Source organism: Microcoleus sp. N9_B4, assembly GCF_036701635.1.
GTDB lineage: Bacteria > Cyanobacteriota > Cyanobacteriia > Cyanobacteriales > Microcoleaceae > Microcoleus.
Genome location: NZ_JAUBRC010000015.1, coordinates 13,366 through 34,896, shown reverse-complemented (window position 1 = coordinate 34,896; position 21,531 = coordinate 13,366). Strand labels below are relative to the sequence as shown.

Genomic DNA, 21,531 nt, shown 5'->3' with positions numbered 1-21,531 from the left:
ATCGCATTGGAGCGAAAGCGAGTTAGTGAACAAGAAAGAATCCACCAAACTCAACACTCAAAACTCTTCTCAAATTGGGGAAGATGCAATAATTTTTTTCTCCTTTAATGGCTGGTGAAATTGCAATTCATTTGATTCAACTTCCTGGTGTTTTTCATCCTGCACCTGTTTATCAATTTTGGGCAACTTTAAAATCGCCCCAGCTAAAACCCAATAATACACGGACACTGGATCTACATCCAGCGGATAGTATTGAGTATTGATCGTAATAAATGCCACAAACACCCAAAAACTAGCTCCGTAACTCCGCAAACTTTTGTCCTTGACTGATCGGTAAGCTCTAAAAGTTAGAAAAGCTAAGTGTAAAAGCATGATCTGAAAACTAATCATTCCCGGATAACCGAGTTCGTAGATCAACTTAGGTTGGAAAGTTTCAATTAGCTGCGTGGCACCAAATATTCGCGTTGAATTAGTGGCTCGTCCCACACCTCTACCAAGAGGTTTGTCAATGATAAAATTGTTGCTCTGCTCGAACTGATTAAAGAGAAACTGCTGGGGCGGTGCAGCATTCCAGCGACTAACAAAACTTTCCCACCGCTGCTCGATAATTCCCGGGTTAATAGCTGCACCGACAAACAGCAGAATCGCCAGTCCGGCACCGATGGGAATAAATCGTTTTAAATTAACTAATTGACCGGTGAGAATTAGCAGGATTGCTGTAGCAAGGGGAACCATAACTAAAGCAGTTCTTTGACCTGAAATAACTGCATTGGCAAATACTAATGCCATGCCAAATAAACCGATAACTCGCCACCAGAATGAAGGGTCGCAAAAGGCAGAGGCAAAGGTTAAAAAAGCATTAGAAATTAAAAACCATGCCCACTGCCAAGGCGCGACAAAAGTTCCCGGCAAGCGGACAAACTTGACTTCTGGACTGAACACCAAGGAACCGCCGACAAAACATCTAGCTTCCAGCGTTGCTTTATATAATTCTGCTCCGGTCATTCCTCTGGTTCCCGCACACTTTCCACTTTGCAGCAACAGGTACTGAATCAAACCGAGAAGGCAGCAAACGATCGCCAAAACGATGTGCATTCGACTAAAAAATACCAAATCCTTCTTAGTGCGGAGCAGATAATAGGTACAAGCAATCAGCGGTATGTAACCTATCAATACTTTTAAGCCGAGAATTCCTTGCAGAATTGGTTTGTCGCCTTTCATAGGGTTGAGCTGCATCTCCCCGTTGACAAAAATTAAAGTCAGCATTGCCATCATCAACAGGATGCTGAAGGTAGAAAGCATTTGTTTGGGAATGAACAGGGGCAACTGTTTCTTTTTGCAGCTTTGAATTAGGGCGATGATAGCTGGTATGTAGAAAGCATCTTTTGCTACTTGAAATGCAGGATTCCCGCCACCAATTGCGTAAGTAATTGTACCACTGAAAGGCAGGTAAATTAGAAAAGTCCACAAAGCTTGACGGGGGTATTTGTAGGAAAGCAGCAAGATGGCTGCGGCTGCGCCTCCTGCAATAGCAATCTTAGGGCCGGCTACGAAGAACAGGGGAATGCTGAGAGCAACGGTGACTAAGCAGCTTATGGCGATCGCCTGCACCACTTCATTGCGCTTTTCTGAAATTTTGCGTTTTTGTGCAGCTACTTCTTTTTTGCTTAGCGCTGTTGTTTTTTCGCTGTGCTTGTGTTTGGATTTCTTTGATTTGCGCTTGATTTTCAACATATACAAGAAGGAAGAAGGAAGAAGGAAGAAGGAAGAAGGAAGAAGGAAGAGGGAAGAGGGAAGAGGGAAGTTCGGCAACGGATTCTGTAACGGATGTAACGGATGTTAGGAAGAAGGAAGTTCGGCAACGGATTTTGTAACGGATGTAACGGATGTAACGGATGTAACAGATGTCAGGAAGAAGGAAGAGGGATTTAGTTGCCTAAGAGAGAAAGAAGAAGCAATCGATCCCTTATGTTTGTGCAATTAAGAACTTCCTCCCGTCAGGGCAGTTCCTATAATTTTTATAAGGCACTTATGTAAAAGGCGGAAGACACTCGGATATAGAAGGGTGGAGATTTAGAAGGTAGAAGGCAGAAGGAATAGAAGCGAAAAGATTTCGGCAGATGTGGTAACTTATTTTTAAAGTCAAGATCGAGAAAAAGTCTCGGTCGAGATTGTCGGTGTGACGCGCGCACAAATTACACGGGCGACCTTGTAGAATATAACTGCTGCATCTATAATGTACAAAAATGTAGAAGTCTCGAAAAAAAAAAATTATTCTAGCGGTGAATATGAAATTAACAAAATTTGTATCGCTCGGCATTGCCCTACTTTTAGGAGCAAGCGGGAGCATATTATCTAGCAGTAGAGCATTAGGGGCCGAAAAAGTTGTCCTCACATTTGGCCCGATCAGACAAACCATCAATATCACCGACTTAGAAGACTTTGCTAAAGACGGCACGACGACCCCAACCCTCCAACAAATTATCCGGTTTTCCAAAATGGACGCCCAAGTATTGCGGGGGTTCATGGGTTTAGAAATTGGTTTAAAGCCTGCTAATCTGGCGAGGGTAGTTTACAGTACCCCAGGAGAAAAAATCACTGACGACATCGGTCAAGCAATTCGGACTCAGCGCCGCACAGAAAGCGGGAAAGCTTTGCGGGCAGCGGTGATCCTGGCATCCGGGGATGACGGTAAGGTATCGCTGCTAGAAATCCTGAAAAAGTATCCTCTCAATGAGGTTTACGTAGATGTTGCCAGCCTTCGCACCGCTGTTGGGAAAGTTCAGAGTATAGCCGGAACTCTGCAAAGCCTGCTTCAAGATGTGACGCGATCGACAACTCGCACAACTGAAACAAATCCCACCGAAAGGCAGATCGAACCTCGCCGCAGCGTGCAGCCAACAACTCCGCCTCCAGCGCCGCGCCGCGCCGCGCCATTGCCAGCACCCGCACCGCAGCCTGTGACGCCGGTCAGAGGGCTTTGGTAAAAAAATCCTAAATGTGTCCTAAAGGCGGGTTGAAACGGCTGTTGTGGCATTCTGCAGACACTTTTGATATCAAATCCGTTAGCATCGGAATCATAAAATCCAGTCAACAGTCAACAGTCAACAGTCAACCATCATTCCGGTGTAACCGGAAATGATATGAGACCAAACCCGCCCCCGCCCGGCCCCTATCCCAACCCCCAAGAGGGTTAGGACTTTTGTGAAAACTCCCAAAGCAATCAATTTTTCTTGAGCAATTTTTTGAGCAACTTAGGAATTTCTGAAGGTCGAGCCGCCACAGGTATGTCCGCCTCTTCAAAGGCAGCCATTTTGTTTGGGGCCGAAACTCCAAAGGCTTTCTGGGCAGCCGCCCGAGAACTGATCAGGATGCCGGCGTGGCCCAAAGACGGCCCCTTGGGAGCGTAGCGGCCGGCTAGATAAGCAACCACGGGTTTGTCGATCGCCGAGGCGATGTAAGAAGCCGCAGCTTGTTCACTCCATCCACCAACTTCGCCTACCAAAACCATCGCTTCCGTACTGTCGTCTTCGTCCAAAATTTGCAGCCACTGCATAAAAGAAGAACCGACAATCGCGTCGCAGCCAATACAAACCGCCATCGACTGTCCCAACCCAGCCTCCGTCAGTTCTAGGGCAACTTCGTAAGTCAAAGTGCTGCTGCGGCTGATCACTCCCACCGGGCCGGGAGTGTAAAATTCCTTGGGGTGAGTTCCCAGCAGCAGTTTGTCGGGCACAATAATCCCCGGACTGTTGGGCCCGATTACCAAAGTTTCGGTGGCCTCTGCTTTTCTGACTAAGTGCACCATATCCAGAGGAGGCACTCCCCCAGTCACGATCGCGATTTGCCGAATTCCTCCGGCGATCGCTTCTAGAGCCGCATCCAGCACCGAGTAAGCGTCTACCAAAATTACCGCAGTGTCAACGTGACCCACTGCCGACACTGCTTGTTCTACCAAATCAAAAATCGGAATTCCCTCCACTTCCTGCCCCCCCCGACCGGGACTAACACCGGCGACTACATTCGTGCCGTATGCTTTCATCATCAGGGCGACGCGGGTGGACGCGGGAGATTCTGTAATGCCCTGTACTAGGACTTTGCTTTCAGGAGTTAAATTCATCTTTCTGCCCCCTTGGAGACTCCCACTGTACCTGTACCCAGGTCAGTGGCGAGAGGAAAAGGGGGGCAAGGTTTATGCTGCATACGAATAACCATCTTTTCTGTGAATAACTGAACAATACTTGTGGCTAATCCCTGACACTAATTCTGAGGCGGAAATATTGAATGAGCCACTGGTTCTTACGGCAACACGTCCAACGTATGTACCAATTTTCTTGCCAGAGGTTACAATCGCTTTGACAATATCTCCCGTTTGAAAACCTTTAACAAACTTAAACCGGGGAACATAGCGAGATGGAAAGCCGAATTTGCCAGTGCGGCACATTTGACGTGTCCCGTGACCAGTTGCTTTGATCGATAGTGGCTTGCTTGTTAAAATCTTCAATGACTCAACCTTTCCGACACAAGCTGCATCTAGCCAATGAGTTTTAGGTAAATTTAATTGAATGCGGTTGAACTTCGTTAAGCCACCACTACCTGTAGAAACAGGCAAGCCAGTTGTACGGAGTCGATTAAATAATGTCCAACGAGTCGAATTGACGGCTGCTGCGTCTTTTAACGGACGTTTTGCTTGAGATAGAATCCGCTTCAAAATCTCTGGCTTTTTAGACAAGAATTGCTCAACATCTTGAGTACCTTTCTTTTTGTTGCAAGCATCGCAAGCAAGGCAAAGATTAGAAATGCGATTAGCTCCGCCTTTGGCTTTGGGATGAATGTGCTCGACTTGTAATGGTGTATTTATTTCACCACAGTAAGCGCATTTTCTCTCCCATTTGTTCAACAAATACTCGCGGATCTCATAGCCATGCAAAACGCCTTGTTGGTACTCGATTCCAGAAATTTCTGGGTTTTCTAATTGCTGTAAGTCAAATCGGACAAGCTCTTGAGCAATAGAAGCAATGGGGGCGAGTTTCATCAATCTAGTCACCCATGTCAGTGTTGTTTCGACGCGGTGCTGCAAACTTGGGGCTAGCCAACCTTTAGGGCGAGTCCTGTTTGAGAATCTAGCCCGACGATAGCGGGTATGGCGATTTCTCCTGACTCTACGCAATGAACGGCGAGATTCAAGGCTGGCTTTAATAGCTTGTCCTCGGTGTGTTAGCTCTGCACCAAAGATTACGTTTTCTCCTTGTATTAACGCAATTCCAGTAGTTCGAGAGCCAGGATCTATTTTGAGAGTGATTGGTTTTTGCGGTACTGTTACCTCTACTTTCAAAATTAGCGTAAATGGATACCTTTTGAAGACAGCAGCTTTGCCAATAGTTAGCAATTTACGTGCCAATCCTGGGCGGATTGGATTGAGCGGTCGTTTTTTGGTATCAAGTACAAAAACCAAATTAGACATTTAAGTCCTCCCTTACGGGGTAATGTTTGCTTCGTCAATGTTTAAGGTCGGTAACTATCTTAAAAGCACTGGCTTAACCCTTACACCTGTTTAACTTTTAAGTTCTAGAGCGGAAGACTAGCACGCATCCTCCGGTAGGTACTTCAACACTTACCTTAAACGTAGTGGGCGAACCACTTAGACTGGTCAACTAGGCAATTTCTGTGCCCGCGCTGTCTCGGTACTCCGAGCAGCGCCGGGTGATTGACTTTTTCCCACTTGACACTCGATCTGTAAAAAGCAGAAGGCCTTCATCTGCAGAGAAATCTCGTTTTTTGCCGATCGACTGCCCCTACTTGGCGGAGGATACAGAAGCGGCCGCGGCCTCATCCAAAGTGCTAGCTAGCTGCACAGGCAACTGTCCCAAACGCTTTTTAACAGCATCAGCATCGAGCTCTACCAGCCTCAGCACAACCTGGATGTGGCGGTTAGCGCGAGCTTTCCGTTCCAAATAGCCGGCCACTGCAGCGATTATTTCCTCGGTCTTGGAGGCGCTGCCCAAAATATTTACAAGTATCACCTTAACGCTTTTATCCTGAGCGACTAACTCCAGACCCAACTCCACGCGATCGCGCAGGGCATTTGCTGCATAGTAGCGGTCTAGGGAACCAATATTCACAAAATTAGCTGGTTTTCCTCCTTGGTGGGTTACAGCATCTAGAGTTGCCATTGTCAGGCCCACTCCGTTGCACAAAATCGCGATATTCCCGTCTAGTTCGATTAATTGCAGGGATTCGGAATTGGAGATTGGGGATTTAGATTGGGGGTCAAACTCTGGCGACTGCTGAACCTTAGACTGGGAATGGGAGCGATCGCCCCCAGCATGGGGACTTCTTCTTTCCCGTGCCAACCCGCTGCTTAGCCTCTTTCCCGATAGTGCGGCCAAATCTGGGTGCCGCCCCAAGGCATCGTCGTTGGCGGTGACTTTACCGTCTAAAGCCATTACCTCTCCCGTCGGACTGATGCCGAGAGGATTGATTTCTACTAAATCTAAATCTTTTTCGACAAACAGCCGGTACATTTTTTCGACAATGGTGCTCACCGATTGAATCAAGTCTCCCTGCAATCCCATTTTCAGCGTGAGACGCCTCGCGTAGAATGGGGAAAATTCTTGATCTACGGCAACTTGCTGCATTTGATCGATCGACCCTTCGACATCCATACCTCCTTGTCTCGAACCCAGAAGCACCGGCCGGCGCGCTACGGGGTCTAGGAGTACCGCTAAGTACAATTCTTGGTCGGCGTTGTATTTTGCTTCTGCCAGCAGGACTTGGGGATATTCCTCCTCGATCGGCAAATTAAAAATTGTTTGAGCGGCTGCTACTGCATCGATCGTATTTTCCACAAACTTGATACCGCCCGCCCTGCCCCGTCCCCCAGCCCGCACTTGCGATTTGAGTACAACGGGGTAAGGAATTTTCAGTCCTTTCAGGTCAGCGGGATTGTCAATGCGCTGCGACGGCAAAATCGGAATTGCCATCTGGCGAAATAAAGATTTAGCTTGGTACTCTAACAAATCCATTTATCAATTACGGGTGACGGGTAGTTGGCAACAAGCAATTCGTCCTAATTGGCAATTCATAATTAATAGATAGTAATTGGTTTTTTGTCAAGTTAAAAGTTAAAACTTCTCGCTTTTATCTTTTAATTTTCGACTTTTGTATTGCCCATTACTTATTCGCTATCACCGCTCGCCGATTACCTATTACCTAAGCTGTTTCAAAGTGTTTTTTTCTCGGAATTGCCAAATTTTACTGTCGGCTCTGGCGGGGAGATATTTGGCGAGCGTTGGTGTTTTTTTGTCTCAGAAAATCTTCGGACGTTCGGCGATACTGTGCCGAGATATTTCTGCGAATTGTTTACTTGATGCTATTAACAGCGCCTTGATGGACGGTTTTGACCCATTTGAGCCGCTTGGGCCGTACCGCAATCCGAGCCGTCACAGTCCCTACCAGCAGCCAGTGGAACATATACACAGTACCCCGCAGCGTTTGCAGCAAGGTGACAAAAACTCTTTTAACGTCAAATTTGGTCTCTTTGCGAGTGCGGCGCAAACCGACAAACATTCCCACCACCGACAATGTAAGGGTCATAAAAGTTATGGGACTGGCGATCGGCATCCGGCGCAGCGCAATTGACATCACAAAGTCGGGTAGGGCTACTGTGGGTAAGAAATATTGAGATACCCAAAATCCAAATAAATCCCAAGTTTTCCCAGTTCCCATGCGGTTCCGCAAAATTAGCCGCCAGTAGTCAAGATAACGCTGATAGCCACCTTCTGCCCAGCGATTGCGCTGATGCCACAGAGCGCGAGCGCTAGTGACTCCTTCTTCGGACACGGCTGGGAAAGCGAGAAATTCAATGTCCCATCGGTCTAGGTGCAGCCTCACCGTCAAATCCAGGTCGTCGGTAATCGTCTCCTCGTTCCAGCCTCCGCAGCTTTCCAAGGCGGTGCGACGCATGAATTGGCCGTTACCGCGCAATTCTCCAATGCCGCCGATCGCAATCCGCTGCTGTTGGAAAAAACTGTCGAGAGCCATTTCTGCTTCTTGGCCGCGAGTCCAAAAATTTACCGAAGCATTGGCGATGGCTTTTCTGACTTGCACAGCCCCTACCTTTTCTCGATCGAACACTGGCAGCACCCGGCGCAGCAAGTCTGGCGTTACCGTCGCGTCGGCGTCAAATATTCCCACAAATTCCCCGCGAGTCAGCGGTAACACTTGATTCAGTGCTCCCGACTTGCCGCCGCTGGCATTTGCTCCTCTGCGAAATATTTTGAGCTGGGGGTACTTTTTGGTTAGCTGTTCCAATACTAGCGGCGTGGCGTCGCTGCTGTGATCGTCGATCGCCCAAACTTCGTAGCGGTCGATCGGATAATCTATATTGCAGATGGATTCTACGAATCGGGCAATCACCGCTTCCTCATTTTTCGCCGCCACCAGCAGCGACACATAAGGCCAATCCTCTCGACTTTCATCGGCAAGAGGTGGCAGTGCGGGCTTGGGGGAAGCAAACAAAACTCGAAATGCTTGCATCCACAGCAGTCCCGTCAACCCCCACACTACCCACGCACCCCAAGAAATCAAGTGCAGGGCGATCGTGCCGGCCCAAATCGCAGTCAGCACTGCAGCGGCTTTTCCGCGGCGTCCCCGGTACAGATTTTGAGGAAAGGAGGGAGTTCCCGGCACAGACACCGCAACCGGGAGCTCTGCTTTTGTTTCCGCGTCAAACACCCTGTCGCCAATGTCTGATATAGCAAATACTTTGCTGAGCTTCGAGTTCGAGGTCAAACTCTTGAGCTCTTCTTGAGCTAAATCAGAGATGTCCAAGTTAAGCTCGCTGCGAGCGTCGTTTTCTGGCCAAGAACTCTCCTGCATAGGTTACTTGATTCAACCACCAATAGTTTTTGATTTTAGATATAAGCATCTACTGTATCAGTTTCTGGGCTTTTGTCGAAAGCGGACGGGAGGACAACCAGCGGGTTCGGTGCTTGTACGGCCCTGGTAAACGGGTACTGCATAGAGTATTTAGCTTGACTTTTGCTTGCGATCGACCAGGAATATCTGCTAGTTTTTTCAGGGGATCTAAACTATCTGTTAGTAATAATTGTCTGAGGTGGAAATATGTCTATTCCTCAACTCAAGCCAGCCGATGACAAAGAAGTGAAAGTCTACGCGCCTTTCTGTCAAGAGCCCAGGCGCAAGTTTTTACCGCACGCTATTGGCCTCTACAAGCTCAAAAGCTTGGAGGGGGCAAGAAAAATTGACGGCGGGGAGAGCGTGCCGTTTGTCGCTAGTTGGAATATCTCGTCGCTGCCGATCGACTTAACCCGCTGTCGGGTGTTGTTTGACGGCAATGCTGAACTCAGCTACGAAGTGACTATGCAAAGCTCTGAGTTTGTTAGTTGCTTAATTGAGGTTCTCCTGACTTTTCAGCGAACTCGTACCGTCGATTTTTCTAAAACGTTTTACCGCAAGCTGATGCGAATGGATGAATAACTTTCACCGCAGCCGCACTCCCGAAAGTCCACAATTGACAATCCAGCAATTTAATCCGGGGCCCCCGGATTGATTCGTGGATCGAAAAAAAAGCTCCTCGCTCCCGATCGCCCGCCCCCGGATTTATCAGTGGGCTTGCTTTCTTCAATCTAAAATCTAAAATCTAAAATCTAAAATCGATTGACGGGTGGTATAACTGACGCACCAATAGTGTAAAGCCACGACGGCAACATTACATGATTGGTGCGCTAGTCCTATTTGAGAAGCGGAAATAGTAAGTGAGTTGTTGGATCATTCTCAATAATCCCTTTGGGGGTCAGCACTTATCCCCATTCCTAAAGTAAATCTACTGAAGTTTTCAGTTGAGCGTGATACAGATTTCGCGTAGGGACTCAGGCTTTGTCTGAGTCCCTACTTGTATTTCATCCAATTGAAAACTACTGTACTTTGTTGTGGAACAAGCCCAAAGACCTATTTCGGATATTGGTACTGTGCGAGTACGCGCGAGCTAAGCTATCGCCGTGAGGCGAATCGCGCCGTCCGATTTCGTTCAAATTTTGCGACTCGGTAGCTGAGAGGAAAGCGCTGTATATCCGCCCAAGGAAAATCAATCTACAGCCCTTGAACTGCGATCGGGCTAGTATCGCAATCAGCCCAAAGGCTGCGGAAATTCCGGCCCACGCCGCCAGACAATTTATGTGTTTAGAAGCTAGAATCCCGATTCTAAGCAGCTTATTGCTCGCAGTGCCACCGCTCAGCTTGAACGGGGGCGATCGCACTAATAATTAATAACTAATAATACATATCCCTTTTTAAGGGTATGCAAAACTGATTAGGATACAGACCGTGCTTTCTCCCTACGGAATAGCTGTATTTTATCAATAGAAAGATGCAGTTAATTCTCCTGAAAAGCCTTGTGCAGGGATAAAATTTCCCAATTAATATTTATACTGTGTTATTTTTATTGTCAACTACTCGGTAGCAAGGTCTAAATTAAGCAATAAATTTTTAGGAAAATTGTCACTCCAAAAAACGGTTGTTAAGGTACTCACGCTGTATGAATAATTGTCAAAAACTGCGGATCAAAAATATAATCAAACCCCAATTTTCACAAAAAATGTGAAAAGAAATGCCAATAAAAGGGTTGCCAAGAGATGAATAAAAGTTTAAATCAAAAAATCGATCGGCGCAAAAGCGACAAAATCGAGTATAATATAGTATTGCTAAATTGAGTCGCAGTTCACAAATACTGTTGAAAAACTAAATTTATTGAAATAGACAGGTGCAAATTGAGGATTGAAGGCGTACCCAAATTGACTAAATATTTGCTGATCGGTTCCACAAAAGCTTACAGCGGCAAGTCTGCCATCGCTCTGGGGATGGCACTCGGACTCCGGGGAAAAGGACTGGCCGTCGCCTACGGCAAACCTCTGGGAACCTGTTTCAGCTCGCCAGGAGCTGGGATCGAGGACGAAGACGTGCGGTTCGCGGTAGAGACGCTGAATCTCTCAGAAAGTCAGATGCCGTCAACACTGCTGTATTTGGATGAAGAGACGGTTCACAAGCGTTTGCGGGGAGAAGACAAGACAGATTACCGCCAGTCTTTAGCGCAATATTTGCAAGCTCCCAGCGGAGACTTGGCGCTGTTAGAAGGCCCAGCTAATTTGGAGGAAGGCAGTCTGTTTGACTTGTCTTTGGCTCAAATCGCTGAGGCAGTTGATGCCTCTGTGCTGTTGGTAGCTCGCCCGATCGATCTGTATGTAGACGATTTGCTGTCGGCTAAACAGCGTTTGGGTTCGCGGTTGCTGGGCGTGGTACTCAATGACGTTCCCTCGGACAAACTCGAATCGGTAACGGCGACTGTGCGGCCTTTTCTGGAGGCTGCGGGTATTCCAGTTTTGGGAATGCTGCCGAGAAGTGCTTTGCTGCGAAGTGTCAGCGTCAAAGAATTGGTGCACCAATTAAAAGCTGATGTGCTGTGCCGTCGAGACCGTTTGGACTTGATGGTGGAAACCTTGACAATTGGCGCGATGAATGTTAGCTCGGCTCTGAAGTATTTCCGCAAAGCGAGAAATATGGCGGTGGTGACGGGGGGCGATCGCACGGACATTCAGCTAGCGGCTCTGGAGAGCTCGACTCAGTGCTTAATTTTGACAGGCCACTTGCCTCCTTCTCCCCTGGTGATTGGCAGGGCAGAAGAAATGGAAATTCCGGTTTTGTCTGTTGATTTGGATACCTTAACCACGGTAGAAATTATCGACAGCACCTTTGGCAGCGTGCGCCTGCACGAACCGATCAAGGTGGAATGCGTTACTCAACTAATGGCAGAACATTTTGACCTTGATGGCATGATGGCATCCTTGGGCCTGAGCGATCGACTCCATTAAGAAGAGAGCCTAAGAAGAGAGCCTAAGAAGAGAGCCGGAGCTGAGGGAAGAAGGTATTCGGCAGAGAGAACTTTTTGTTTAAATAAATAAAAAGCTAAAATTCTTAAATTCTCAATTTTTCTTGAATTCTACCTTGAGCTCCGGCTGCCGAATGTCTTGAGACATTCTGCCTTCTGGCTTCCTCAAATCTCCAGATCCTCTAGTCTGAGCCCGTCAATCAGCAATTCTTAACTTCTTTTTGGCGGCAATGGCTAGTGAGTCTGCTAAAATCCACAACGTAGTTTTATTTAATTTAATAAATTCTTTGAGTCAATCAATTGAGCTACCCAGAGTAGATGATTTTTTACAAGAACTTGCGGCGATCCAGCAAACCAGCTCCAAGCGGATTGCTCTTTTGGGTTCTCGCCACGTTCCTATTACCCACCAGCAGCTAATTGAGATGCTGAGCTACGCCATAGTTCTGGGAGGCAATCAGCTCATCACTTCTGGCGCTACAGGCACCAATTCAGCCGCAATTCGGGGGGCGATGCGAGCAGATCCTAATCTGCTGACGGTGATTTTGCCACAAAGTATGAGTCGCCAGCCCCGGGAGTCTCGCGACCAACTCGAACAAGTGATACATTTGGTAGAAAATCCCAAAAATGATAGCTTGTCTCTCCCGGAAGCAAGCGCCATGTGCAATCAGGAGATTATTTCTCGCTGTCAGCAACTGATCTGTTTTGCTTTTCACGAAAGCCACACTTTGTTGAAAACTTGCCAGGATGCGGAGGAACAGCGCAAGGTGGTTACTCTGTTCTATTTTGATTGAACTGCGAGGCGGATGATGCTGTTGGGATTGCCTGTGTCGGTTATTCTGCTTGATTGTATTGCTGCTGCTGCTGCGCTGGTTTACGCACCGTTTTTGGTGGTTGCGTTCGCCCGCTTGCAGCTAGGCTACGATCAAGCAGCCCCCCGCGCTATGTTTGAGAGGTTGCCTGCTTACGCTCAGCGGGCAACTTGGGCTCACCAAAATTCGTTTGAGACGTTTATGCTGTTTTCAGCGGCAGCTTTGATGGCTTTTGTGACGGGGGTAGATTCGGAACTGGCGGGTTGGGCTGCGATCGCTTTTACGATCGCCCGGTTGTTGTTTTCGGTTTTCTATATTCTGAATGTGCCGCTGGGGCGATCGCTCATGTTTGCGATTAGTTCTTCTTGCACTGTTTCTTTATTCTATTTCAGTTTGATGGCTGTTAACGGCTAATTTTCAGTAGTCATTGGTTATTGGTTATTGGTTATTGGTTATTGGTTATTGGTTAGTTGTTAATGCCCAATGCCCTGTTTTGCCAATGCCCAATGCCCAATGCCCAATGCCCAATGCCCCATTACCAATTATAATTTTATGGCTGCTAGTTATTCCTTTGATATTGTCAGCGATTTCGACCGGCAAGAATTAGTCAATGCTGTTGACCAAACAACGCGAGAAATTCAAAGCCGTTACGACTTGAAAGATACCAAAACTACTGTAGAATTGGGCGCTGAAGCAATTACTGTCAATACCGACAGTGAATTTACTCTCGACGCGATTCACACTGTTTTGCAAACTAAAGCCGCCAAGCGCAATTTGTCTCTGAAAATTTTTGATTATGGGAAAATTGAAGCTGCTAGTGGTACTAGAGTACGCCAAGAAATCAAACTGAAAAAAGGGATTGACCAGGAAATTGCCAAGAAAATCACTAAATTAATTCGAGATGAGTTTAAAAAGATTCAAGGCTCGATTCAAGGTGATGCAGTGCGCGTTTCGGCTAAGGATAAGGATGATTTGCAGTTGGTAATTCAACGGTTGAAGCAAGAAGATTATCCGATGGCTTTGCAGTTTACAAATTACAGGTAAATTTTTGAAAGCTAAGTATGGGATTTCCAGTTGTGCGATCGCCTCTTTGAGTGCGATAGAAATTGCGTTGCACTTGCTGGAATTCGGAAATCTTGCTTTGTTGCAAGCTGATGCTAATGCTGACTAGATATTTGCACCAAATCAACTTGTATATCGCTTTGGCAATAGACTTCAGTACAATCTGTTTTTTCAACGGTCTGAACAAATCGATTCAGCCAAGCCTGAAGCTACTATCAGAATTTTGATGACAGGAGATTCGGTGCTCAATGGGAATAATACCACGGATCGGATACAAACTATTACATGATTGTTGGCAGCGCGTTTGTTGGGCATCAAAAAGCAGGTTCAGGTGCTGAATGCTTCTGCGGGCTTTTGGGGAATTGGCAATCAATTGGGATATACAGCAAATTGCAAGTTTATAGATGACAGTAGCAGCATTTAGTAAACCAGTTTTTTAGATGTTGAGGATTTATTAAGTAGGTCGGCGGAATTAAACTGAACTATGTAACTGTATGTAAACAGGGTCTCCTAGTGCTGCTTTCTTGGCATTTTGATACTTGACAATCGTTTACATAGTTGCGTTTTACAGCGCCGACCTACTTAAGGCCCCATGAATGGATGATCAGCTTATCTGAAGCTGTGTTAGAAGCAAACACAGAAAAAGTGATCAAAGTAATTCAGGAAATTCCTGAAACTGAACTATTTTTAATCAAAAGCCTGACTAAATTAGCACGTCAATTTCAATTTGAGCAAATTCTAGATTTAATTGAACCTTTAATGGTTCATGATTGATAGTTGACAGTTTTTGTAAAGCAAGTTGATACCTAAAAAATGCTCGCAAAAAAATATTTTTTTAACCTCTTAAATGGTCTCGGCTTAGAAATAAAAAATCCCCACTGGTGGCTTCAAGTTCTGATTATTTCCATTGTTTATCCTTTGATTTGTTGGTTTCTCCCGAATCATGAATTTTCCAGTCTTACGATTATCCCACCATATATTTCACCCGTTTGGCCCGGAACAGGATGGATGTTCGCCACTTTATTGGAGTGGGGTTATTCTCGTTGGTTAGGTATCTTTATGGGTCAATTTATTGCGACCTTAATCATGGCCTGGTCGATGTCCCAAAGTAGATGGAATACTATTTTCCTCCTCAATAGTATTAGTGTAACGATTTGGAATTTATTGGCAGTATTTGTGATTCGACGGTCAACTCGCACAAAATTTCCTTTTAATGAAGTCAATCATGTAGTAATTTTTATCGCCGTTAGTTTTTTGGGAGTTAGTTTACCCAACGCTTTGATCGGGGCTTGTTCATTCACTTATCAGAAACTTGTCCCCCAGTCTGACTTTCTAAAAACTTTCACGGGTTGGTGGATTGGTGATAGTATAGGTATCTTACTTTTTACACCTTTCTTGTTAATTTGTTGTTTAAAAAAACAGAAGTTTTATGCCCCGCAGTCTTGGCTTAGTGGAGAATTTATGATTATTGCTATTCTTTTGGGAATAGTCATTAAATTTGCCTTATTTGAGAGTCAACCTGTAGAATATTTACTTTTACCCCCTCTGTTATGGTCTGTTTTTCGTTTTAGTCAGAAAGTTACTACTATTTTAGTCACCGCCATTTGTAGTTTGGCTTTTATCACTACGGCTTATAAAAGTGGTATTTTTTATAAGGCGGCACTGGCCAGTAATTCCCTTTTGTTACTACTTTTATTTGTGGGGGTACTTTCCATTACGACGATGGTGACATCTGCGATTGTTTCGGAAAATCGTCAAGCGGCTTTGAAATTACAACAAGCTAATGCGGAATTAGAAGAAAGAGTGATTCAGCGTACTATGGCTTTGCAGGAAAGTGAGAATATTTCCCGAGAGTTGGCAGTGAAAGCAGAAACCGCAAATCAAGCCAAAAGTACATTTATTGCCAATATGAGCCACGAATTGCGATCGCCCCTCAATGCTATTCTCGGCTTTTCGCAATTGATGGTACGCGCCACAAATATGCCCCCTGAACAATACGAGAATGCGGGAATTATCTATCGCAGTGGTGATTATCTATTAACGCTAATTAATAATGTACTCGATTTATCAAAAATCGAAGCAGGTAAAACCACCCTTAATCTTACAGACTTTGACCTACATATCTTGCTGAATGATTTAGAAGATATGTTGCATCTGCGGGCTAATAATGCCGGATTGAATTTGGTATTCCAGCGAACAGAAAATGTTCCGCGCTATATCTGTACCGATCAAGTAAAACTGCGTCAGGTTTTAATTAATTTACTCAGCAATGCCATCAAATTTACTTCCGAGGGTCAAATCACTTTGAATGTCTTTCTGGGAGAACAAGAAACCACAGATGTTTTTAATTTGCATTTCCGTATTCGCGATACTGGGGTGGGTATTGCAGCAGCAGAACTGCCAAAACTATTTGATGCCTTTAGTCAAGCTCAAGCTGGAAAAGATATGCAGGAAGGAACGGGTTTAGGTTTAGCAATTAGCCGGAAATTTGTGCAATTGATGGGTGGGGATATTTCTGTAGAAAGCGAATTAGGAAAAGGTACAAGTTTCCAATTGTATATTCAGACCAAATTGGGTCAAGAAATAAACAGCAAGAGTACAGGAGAATATCCAAGAGTGCTGGGACTGGTGCCCGGTCAACTTAGCTACAAAATTCTCACAGTCGATGATAAATATATTAATCGACAATTACTAATTAAGTTGCTCAGTCCCTTGGGATTTGAGGTGAAAGAAGCTAGTAACGGACAAGAGGCGATCGCAATTTGGGATGAATGGGAACCGCACCTAATCTGGATGGACATGAGGATGCCAGTGATGGATGGCTACGAAGCGACAAAATACATCAAATCTACCACCAAAGGCAACGCTACGGCTATAATCGCGTTAACAGCGAGTGTTTTGGAAGAAGAAAGGGCGATCGTGCTTTCGGCTGGATGTGATGACTTTGTTCGCAAACCCTTCGTTGAACACACCATTTTTGACTCACTAGCTAAGCATTTGGGAGTCAAATATATCTATGCAGAAACAATATCTCCTGTCTTGGATGATACAGAAACACGTCCCTTGACATCGGAAGATTTAACCTGTATGACTCAAGAATGGATTACTCAATTATACGAAGCTGCACTTGAGGCAAATACTAACCTCGTGTTACAAGTCGTAGGAGAAATTCCCAAAACAGAAACTCATTTGATAACATCCCTTACCAAACTTGCCAGTCAATTTAAGTTTGAGCAGATTCTTGATTTAGTAGAACCTCGGAGTGGCAATGAATCTTAATTCTCAAATCGAAAATAAAGGTAATATTCTAATTGTAGACGATCTTCTAGAAAATCTACAATTACTAAGCGATGCGCTCCTCAAACTCGGCTACACTGTTCGCAGCGTCACCAGTGGGCGGATGGCACTAAAAACCGTGAAGGTAAAGCGACCAGATGTGATACTTTTAGATGTTAAGATGCCTGAAATGGATGGTTATCAAGTCTGTAGAACTCTCAAAGCGGATGCAGATTTCCGCCACATTCCAGTGATTTTCATTAGTGCTTTAGATGATGTCTTCGACAAAGTAACCGCCTTTGATTCAGGGGCTATAGACTACATCACCAAACCATTTCAAATCGAAGAAGTAGTGGCGCGTCTGGAAAATCAGTTAACCATTCAACGCCAGCAACAGCTTCTGGAACAAGAAAACATTAAGCGCCGGGAAGCAGAAGAGGTACTTTATCAATCGAGGGCTTTACTGGCTAGTGTTTTGAATAGTTCCCTTGATGGTATTGCGGCAATGCAGGCTGTTCGTAACACCGAAACAGGGGAGATTGAGGATTTTCGGTGTTTAGTCGTCAACCCCGTGATTGCTAGAGCTTTTAAAAGCAGTCGTGAAGAGATAATTGGCAAATTGGTACTAAAAAAGTTGTTGACTAATATTGATCCAAAACTATTTAATTGCTTCGTTAATATTGTCGAGACGGGGGAATCTTTAGAACAGGATTTTTACTATGAATCAGAAAAATCTTGCTGGTTGCACTTCGCAGCAGTCAAGCTAGGAGATGGTTTTTCCGTTACTATCCGTGATATTACCGCCCGCAAACAAATAGAATTGGCTCTCCAAGATGCCAATCAAAAATTAAACGAACTGGCAAATCTAGATGGTTTGACTCAGGTGGCTAACCGTCGCTGTTTCAACAATCGCCTTCAAAGTGAATGGCAACGCCTAGCGCCAGAAAAGCAGCCACTTTCTCTAATTTTATTTGACCTTGATAAATTCAAATCCTACAACGACTACTACGGTCATCTGGCTGGGGATGATTGCTTAATTAGAATAGGGCAAACATTACAAAAAGTAGTCCGTCGTCCCACCGATTTAGCAGCGCGTTACGGTGGAGAAGAATTTGTGGTACTTCTGGCGAATACGGATTTAAAAGAAGGGATTAAGGTGGCACAAAACATTCAGCAAGAAATTCACAATCTGGCTATTCCCCATGCACAGTCTGACGTGAAGGAGATCGTCACAGTCAGTTTGGGTATTGCCTCACTCATACCCACCTTGGAAGTTCAACCAGATACACTGGTAGCCTATGCAGACAAAGCTTTGTACGATGCTAAACAACAGGGGCGCGATCGCTGGAGTACAAGTTGTTGAAAAATCGGGGCGTTTTTTTGAGGAAGGGGGAATTATACCGTTAGACAAGACTTTTCGCCAGTTATAATTCATCCTGCTTTTTTGTTGATAGTCAGATCGTCAAATTTTTGATAAGTAATACCAATTGGAAATAGTCTTGCTACAATTACCAATTTTATACAAATTATCTTTGATTTGCACAACCCCCCGCCGGACAAGGCAGTGCCGTTTCCCTACAGATACTCGTCTCTAATTGATATGTATCAATATTTTTCATAATTAGTATAAGCTGTAGCTAGCGTTACAGATTAAGAGTGTAAATCCTAATTAAATATCTAAACCCGTGATTGTTAACTCGGGAGGATGTTCGACAACAAACTGGTAATACAACTCTTGCTTTGCTTGCGGCGGCAGAGACATTATCCATTCTAGCAGTCCCATTTCACCTGCTACTATCTTCGGATTAGTGAGAGTCGATCGCACTTTAATTTGTTCATTGCGGCTGACTGGCAATTGCTCTTTTAGTGTCAGGTGTAGCTGCACCTGATGCAAGTTTGTCACATTTAAGCGATAAGCGTAACTCATGCGCCGCTGCTGGCCGATCAGTTTTTTATCTACTTGTCTTTCCACTAATTCCCGCTCTATTTTTAAGCCTTCATCTATTCCTAAATTCAGTTTATATTCTTGCCCAGGGGAAACATTTTCTAACTGCACAGTACCGACAAAAGTGTTGTCGCGAAAGATATTTGCTTTACCGGGAAGCAGAGTTGCGCCTGTCAGCGGATTCACAACAACTGCTTGCAAATAGGCAAAACTGACTAATCGCGGGACGGCTATATATTCCGGTTTAAACGGATAATTTTCTCTGAAAACCATCACTTTGTGCGGTGTACCGTCGCTAGGAATCTTGGTATTTCCCCCTACTTGAAATGTGACGGTGCCGCCTTCTCTGGATACTTTGGCTGTGGCTGTTTCAGCTTCTGTGGGTTGGGGTGCTGTGTCGATTGTAGTGCCTGCAGAGCCACTGGACATCCCTTCAAATACCGCATCTCCATAAGAATCTGATAAAGTTTGACTAGATCGCGCTATTGACTCGGTATTTCGGTATTTGACTGTAGAGTGTAAAGTATCGATAAACCAGGGTTCTAGTTTTGGGGGCAAAGTTCCCATTCCGGGTTTTGCTGTAGATAAAGTCAGCGCTACTCCCGTCCAATCTTCACCTGTATTTTGATTGACTTCGGCTAGGTAATTGAGATTAATTTGGTTGTTGGTAGTGTTGACTCGCAAGTCGTAAAGGGGAGTCCAACGGGCTCCCATGACTACATAGGAAACTTCTAGTTCAAAATTGCCGGTGCCACTGGGTTCTATGGCAACAATGATGTTAAAACTTTCCTGAGAATGGGGAGTTTGTACTTGGCGCAACTGCAGCAGCAAAGCTTCTATTTGCTTGTCTAATTCGCGCTGCTGTTTTTCATGTTGGGCGATCGCACTTACATATTTTAGGTAATTAGTTCCTAAAAAGTTGAGTAATTCACCAGTTTCGTTTAAACCTACCTGCTGTTTGGCGATGCTGCTGGAAAAGAAACCGACGCTTTTTTCGCTCAAACCTTCCACAAATTTGAGCTGAATTTTTCGGGCGGTTATTTTGTCGTTAATTCCCCGTCTTTGGGTTTGTAACTCCTGAATTTGTTGGGTTAATTCGGCAGTGCGATCGCCCACTGGTTCGCTGCTAAACACTGTTTCGGTTCGCACTCCCAGCAATCGCACTGCAACTGTACCCGCACCCGTGGCCCTGACTGACTCTGTGTCGAGGGTTGCGGGTACAGAGGCGATCGCCAATTCTCGCTCGTTTCCCGTCAGAGATACCGTACCGCGGCGCGTCACCAAAGCGCGATCGGTGTAAACTGTAACTTCGGATATGCTAGTATTTAGTGTTTTAATGGTATCAGAATTAAGTATTTCTGAGTCAGTCATTGCCAGTTGCTCCTATTTAATAACCGTTTAGTCGATCGAGCATTTTTCAAAGTAGTTTATTAATCAAACTCAGAAGTTATTGGATTATCTACAGCGGGGGGAGGGCGGGTTTACGAGCTCATTAGTTTTATACATTGATGGTTGGTCAAACCCGCCCCTACGGTTCAATTTTAGCTCAGTGGTTCGATTCCTGCCAAATCCAAAATTTGAGGAATTAAATCTTCTCGTTTGACGGCCATCATGTGAACTCCTTGACAAATCTGCCGCGCTAGCTTGACTTGTTCGGCAGCAATTTTTATGCCTTCCTGCAAGGGTTCTGGGGCTTTTGCTAAACGATCGATCGTCTCTTGTGGGATGTGAACTCCCGGCACGTATTTTTTAATAAATTCAGCATTTTTAGCTGATTTAAACAAAAATATTCCTGCTAAAACTGGCTTGTTGCAGCCCGCAGCAACGTGGTGCATAAACTTATCCAAAACTTCAAAATCTGTAATTAATTGACTCTGAAAAAACTGTGCTCCCGCCTCTACTTTTTTCTCAAATCGACTTTGCAAACCCGACCAACTGGGGCATTGCGGATCGACGGCCGCACCGACAAATAAATCGGTAAATCCGTCTGTTAAAGGTTTGTCATTCCAGTCTTTGCCACCATTCATTTTTTGAATGACTTGCAACAGTCGTACTGATTCAAAGTCGAATACACTTTTTGCTTTAGGATGGTCGCCCGCTTTGACGGGATCGCCTGTCAGTGCTAATACATTGCGAATCCCTAAAGCGTGGGCTCCCATGAGATCCGCTTGCAGACCAATTTGATTGCGATCGCGACAAGCAACTTGACAAATTGGCTCAATTCCGTGCTGCACTAAAATCGCCGAAACTGCTAGGGGGCACATTCGCATCACTGCGCGACTCCCGTCGGTGATATTAATGGCGTGCACTCGGTTTTTGAGGCGTTCAGCCATTTGAATTGTGTGAGTCATGTCGCCACCTTTTGGCGGGGCAACTTCGGCGGTAATTATAAATTCTCCGGGGGTGGTGCAGGCTGTGCGAAAACGGTTCATGATTATTTGTCTGTTATTGGTTATTTGTTATTTGACAGTTGACAGTTGACAGTTGACAGTTGTTAGTTGACAGTTGACAGTTGACAGTTGTTAGTGGGCAGT

The 21,531-nt window shown here is 45.2% G+C and carries 18 protein-coding genes; 11 read left to right on the top strand and 7 right to left on the bottom strand.

Annotated features, from left to right (window positions below; all coding sequences use genetic code 11):
- Positions 1-69: 69 nt before the first annotated feature.
- Positions 70-1,734, bottom strand: coding sequence for a hormogonium polysaccharide biosynthesis protein HpsL (gene hpsL, locus QUA43_RS12295; RefSeq protein WP_333374172.1), 1,665 nt, complete (start codon positions 1,732-1,734; stop codon positions 70-72).
- Between hpsL and QUA43_RS12290 the strand changes: the two genes are divergently transcribed.
- Together QUA43_RS12290 and QUA43_RS12285 are read left to right on the top strand one after the other, a co-directional pair.
- Positions 1,721-1,843, top strand: coding sequence for a hypothetical protein (locus tag QUA43_RS12290; protein ID WP_333374171.1), 123 nt, complete (start codon positions 1,721-1,723; stop codon positions 1,841-1,843). The two genes, hpsL and QUA43_RS12290, sit on opposite strands and share 14 nt — an antisense overlap.
- A gap of 445 nt (positions 1,844-2,288) precedes the next feature.
- Positions 2,289-2,987: an alpha/beta hydrolase gene (locus QUA43_RS12285; RefSeq protein WP_333374170.1), complete on the top strand. Its 699-nt coding sequence runs from the start codon at positions 2,289-2,291 to the stop codon at positions 2,985-2,987.
- 236 nt (positions 2,988-3,223) lie between these two features.
- On the opposite strand, the gene QUA43_RS12280 is transcribed toward QUA43_RS12285, so the two are convergent.
- From QUA43_RS12280 to QUA43_RS12265, 4 genes are all read right to left on the bottom strand, one after another.
- Positions 3,224-4,120 carry a CoA-binding protein gene (locus tag QUA43_RS12280; protein WP_333374168.1) on the bottom strand — a complete coding sequence of 299 codons (897 nt, stop codon included), beginning with the start codon at positions 4,118-4,120 and terminating at the stop codon, positions 3,224-3,226.
- 72 nt (positions 4,121-4,192) lie between these two features.
- Complete coding sequence (gene iscB / locus QUA43_RS12275; RefSeq protein ID WP_333374166.1) at positions 4,193-5,464, bottom strand: RNA-guided endonuclease IscB; 1,272 nt, start codon at positions 5,462-5,464, stop codon at positions 4,193-4,195.
- Positions 5,465-5,795: 331 nt separating this feature from the next.
- On the bottom strand, positions 5,796-7,025 hold the full coding sequence (locus QUA43_RS12270; RefSeq protein WP_333374165.1) for a succinate--CoA ligase subunit beta: 1,230 nt from the start codon (positions 7,023-7,025) through the stop codon (positions 5,796-5,798).
- Between the two features lie 337 nt (positions 7,026-7,362).
- Entirely contained in the window at positions 7,363-8,880 is a 1,518-nt protein-coding gene (locus QUA43_RS12265) for a glycosyltransferase family 2 protein (RefSeq protein WP_333374163.1), read from the bottom strand.
- Between the two features lie 246 nt (positions 8,881-9,126).
- Here QUA43_RS12265 and ebsA point away from each other — a divergent pair, with 246 nt between their 5' ends.
- From ebsA to QUA43_RS12220, 9 genes are all read left to right on the top strand, one after another.
- Positions 9,127-9,501, top strand: a complete 375-nt coding sequence (gene ebsA, locus QUA43_RS12260) for a type IV pilus biogenesis protein EbsA (protein WP_006634686.1) — start codon at positions 9,127-9,129, stop codon at positions 9,499-9,501.
- Between the two features lie 1,289 nt (positions 9,502-10,790).
- Positions 10,791-11,888, top strand: a complete 1,098-nt coding sequence (locus QUA43_RS12255) for a phosphotransacetylase family protein (RefSeq protein WP_333374162.1) — start codon at positions 10,791-10,793, stop codon at positions 11,886-11,888.
- Between the two features lie 304 nt (positions 11,889-12,192).
- The gene (locus tag QUA43_RS12250) at positions 12,193-12,696 is read left to right on the top strand and encodes a hypothetical protein (protein WP_039887610.1); all 504 of its coding nucleotides are present in this window, start codon (positions 12,193-12,195) and stop codon (positions 12,694-12,696) included.
- Positions 12,697-12,711: 15 nt separating this feature from the next.
- The gene (locus QUA43_RS12245) at positions 12,712-13,128 is read left to right on the top strand and encodes an MAPEG family protein (protein WP_333247893.1); all 417 of its coding nucleotides are present in this window, start codon (positions 12,712-12,714) and stop codon (positions 13,126-13,128) included.
- A gap of 138 nt (positions 13,129-13,266) precedes the next feature.
- Positions 13,267-13,758 (top strand): YajQ family cyclic di-GMP-binding protein, encoded by a 492-nt coding sequence (locus QUA43_RS12240; RefSeq protein WP_242725284.1) that lies wholly within the window; start codon positions 13,267-13,269, stop codon positions 13,756-13,758.
- Between the two features lie 4 nt (positions 13,759-13,762).
- Positions 13,763-13,885, top strand: coding sequence for a hypothetical protein (locus QUA43_RS12235; RefSeq protein WP_333374160.1), 123 nt, complete (start codon positions 13,763-13,765; stop codon positions 13,883-13,885).
- Between the two features lie 491 nt (positions 13,886-14,376).
- Complete coding sequence (locus QUA43_RS12230) at positions 14,377-14,550, top strand: hypothetical protein (protein ID WP_333374158.1); 174 nt, start codon at positions 14,377-14,379, stop codon at positions 14,548-14,550.
- A 39-nt stretch (positions 14,551-14,589) separates the two neighbouring features.
- A complete protein-coding gene (locus QUA43_RS12225; RefSeq protein WP_333374156.1) occupies positions 14,590-17,055 on the top strand; it encodes an ATP-binding protein in 2,466 nt (821 codons plus the stop codon).
- Positions 17,045-18,415, top strand: coding sequence for a diguanylate cyclase domain-containing protein (locus tag QUA43_RS12220; protein ID WP_333374154.1), 1,371 nt, complete (start codon positions 17,045-17,047; stop codon positions 18,413-18,415). The genes QUA43_RS12225 and QUA43_RS12220 overlap by 11 nt, the downstream gene beginning before the upstream one ends.
- A gap of 306 nt (positions 18,416-18,721) precedes the next feature.
- On the opposite strand, the gene QUA43_RS12215 is transcribed toward QUA43_RS12220, so the two are convergent.
- Both QUA43_RS12215 and QUA43_RS12210 read right to left on the bottom strand, forming a co-directional pair.
- Positions 18,722-20,368 (bottom strand): mucoidy inhibitor MuiA family protein, encoded by a 1,647-nt coding sequence (locus QUA43_RS12215; RefSeq protein WP_333374152.1) that lies wholly within the window; start codon positions 20,366-20,368, stop codon positions 18,722-18,724.
- A gap of 170 nt (positions 20,369-20,538) precedes the next feature.
- Positions 20,539-21,429 carry a methylenetetrahydrofolate reductase gene (locus QUA43_RS12210; protein WP_333370730.1) on the bottom strand — a complete coding sequence of 297 codons (891 nt, stop codon included), beginning with the start codon at positions 21,427-21,429 and terminating at the stop codon, positions 20,539-20,541.
- Between the last annotated feature and the right edge of the window lie 102 nt (positions 21,430-21,531).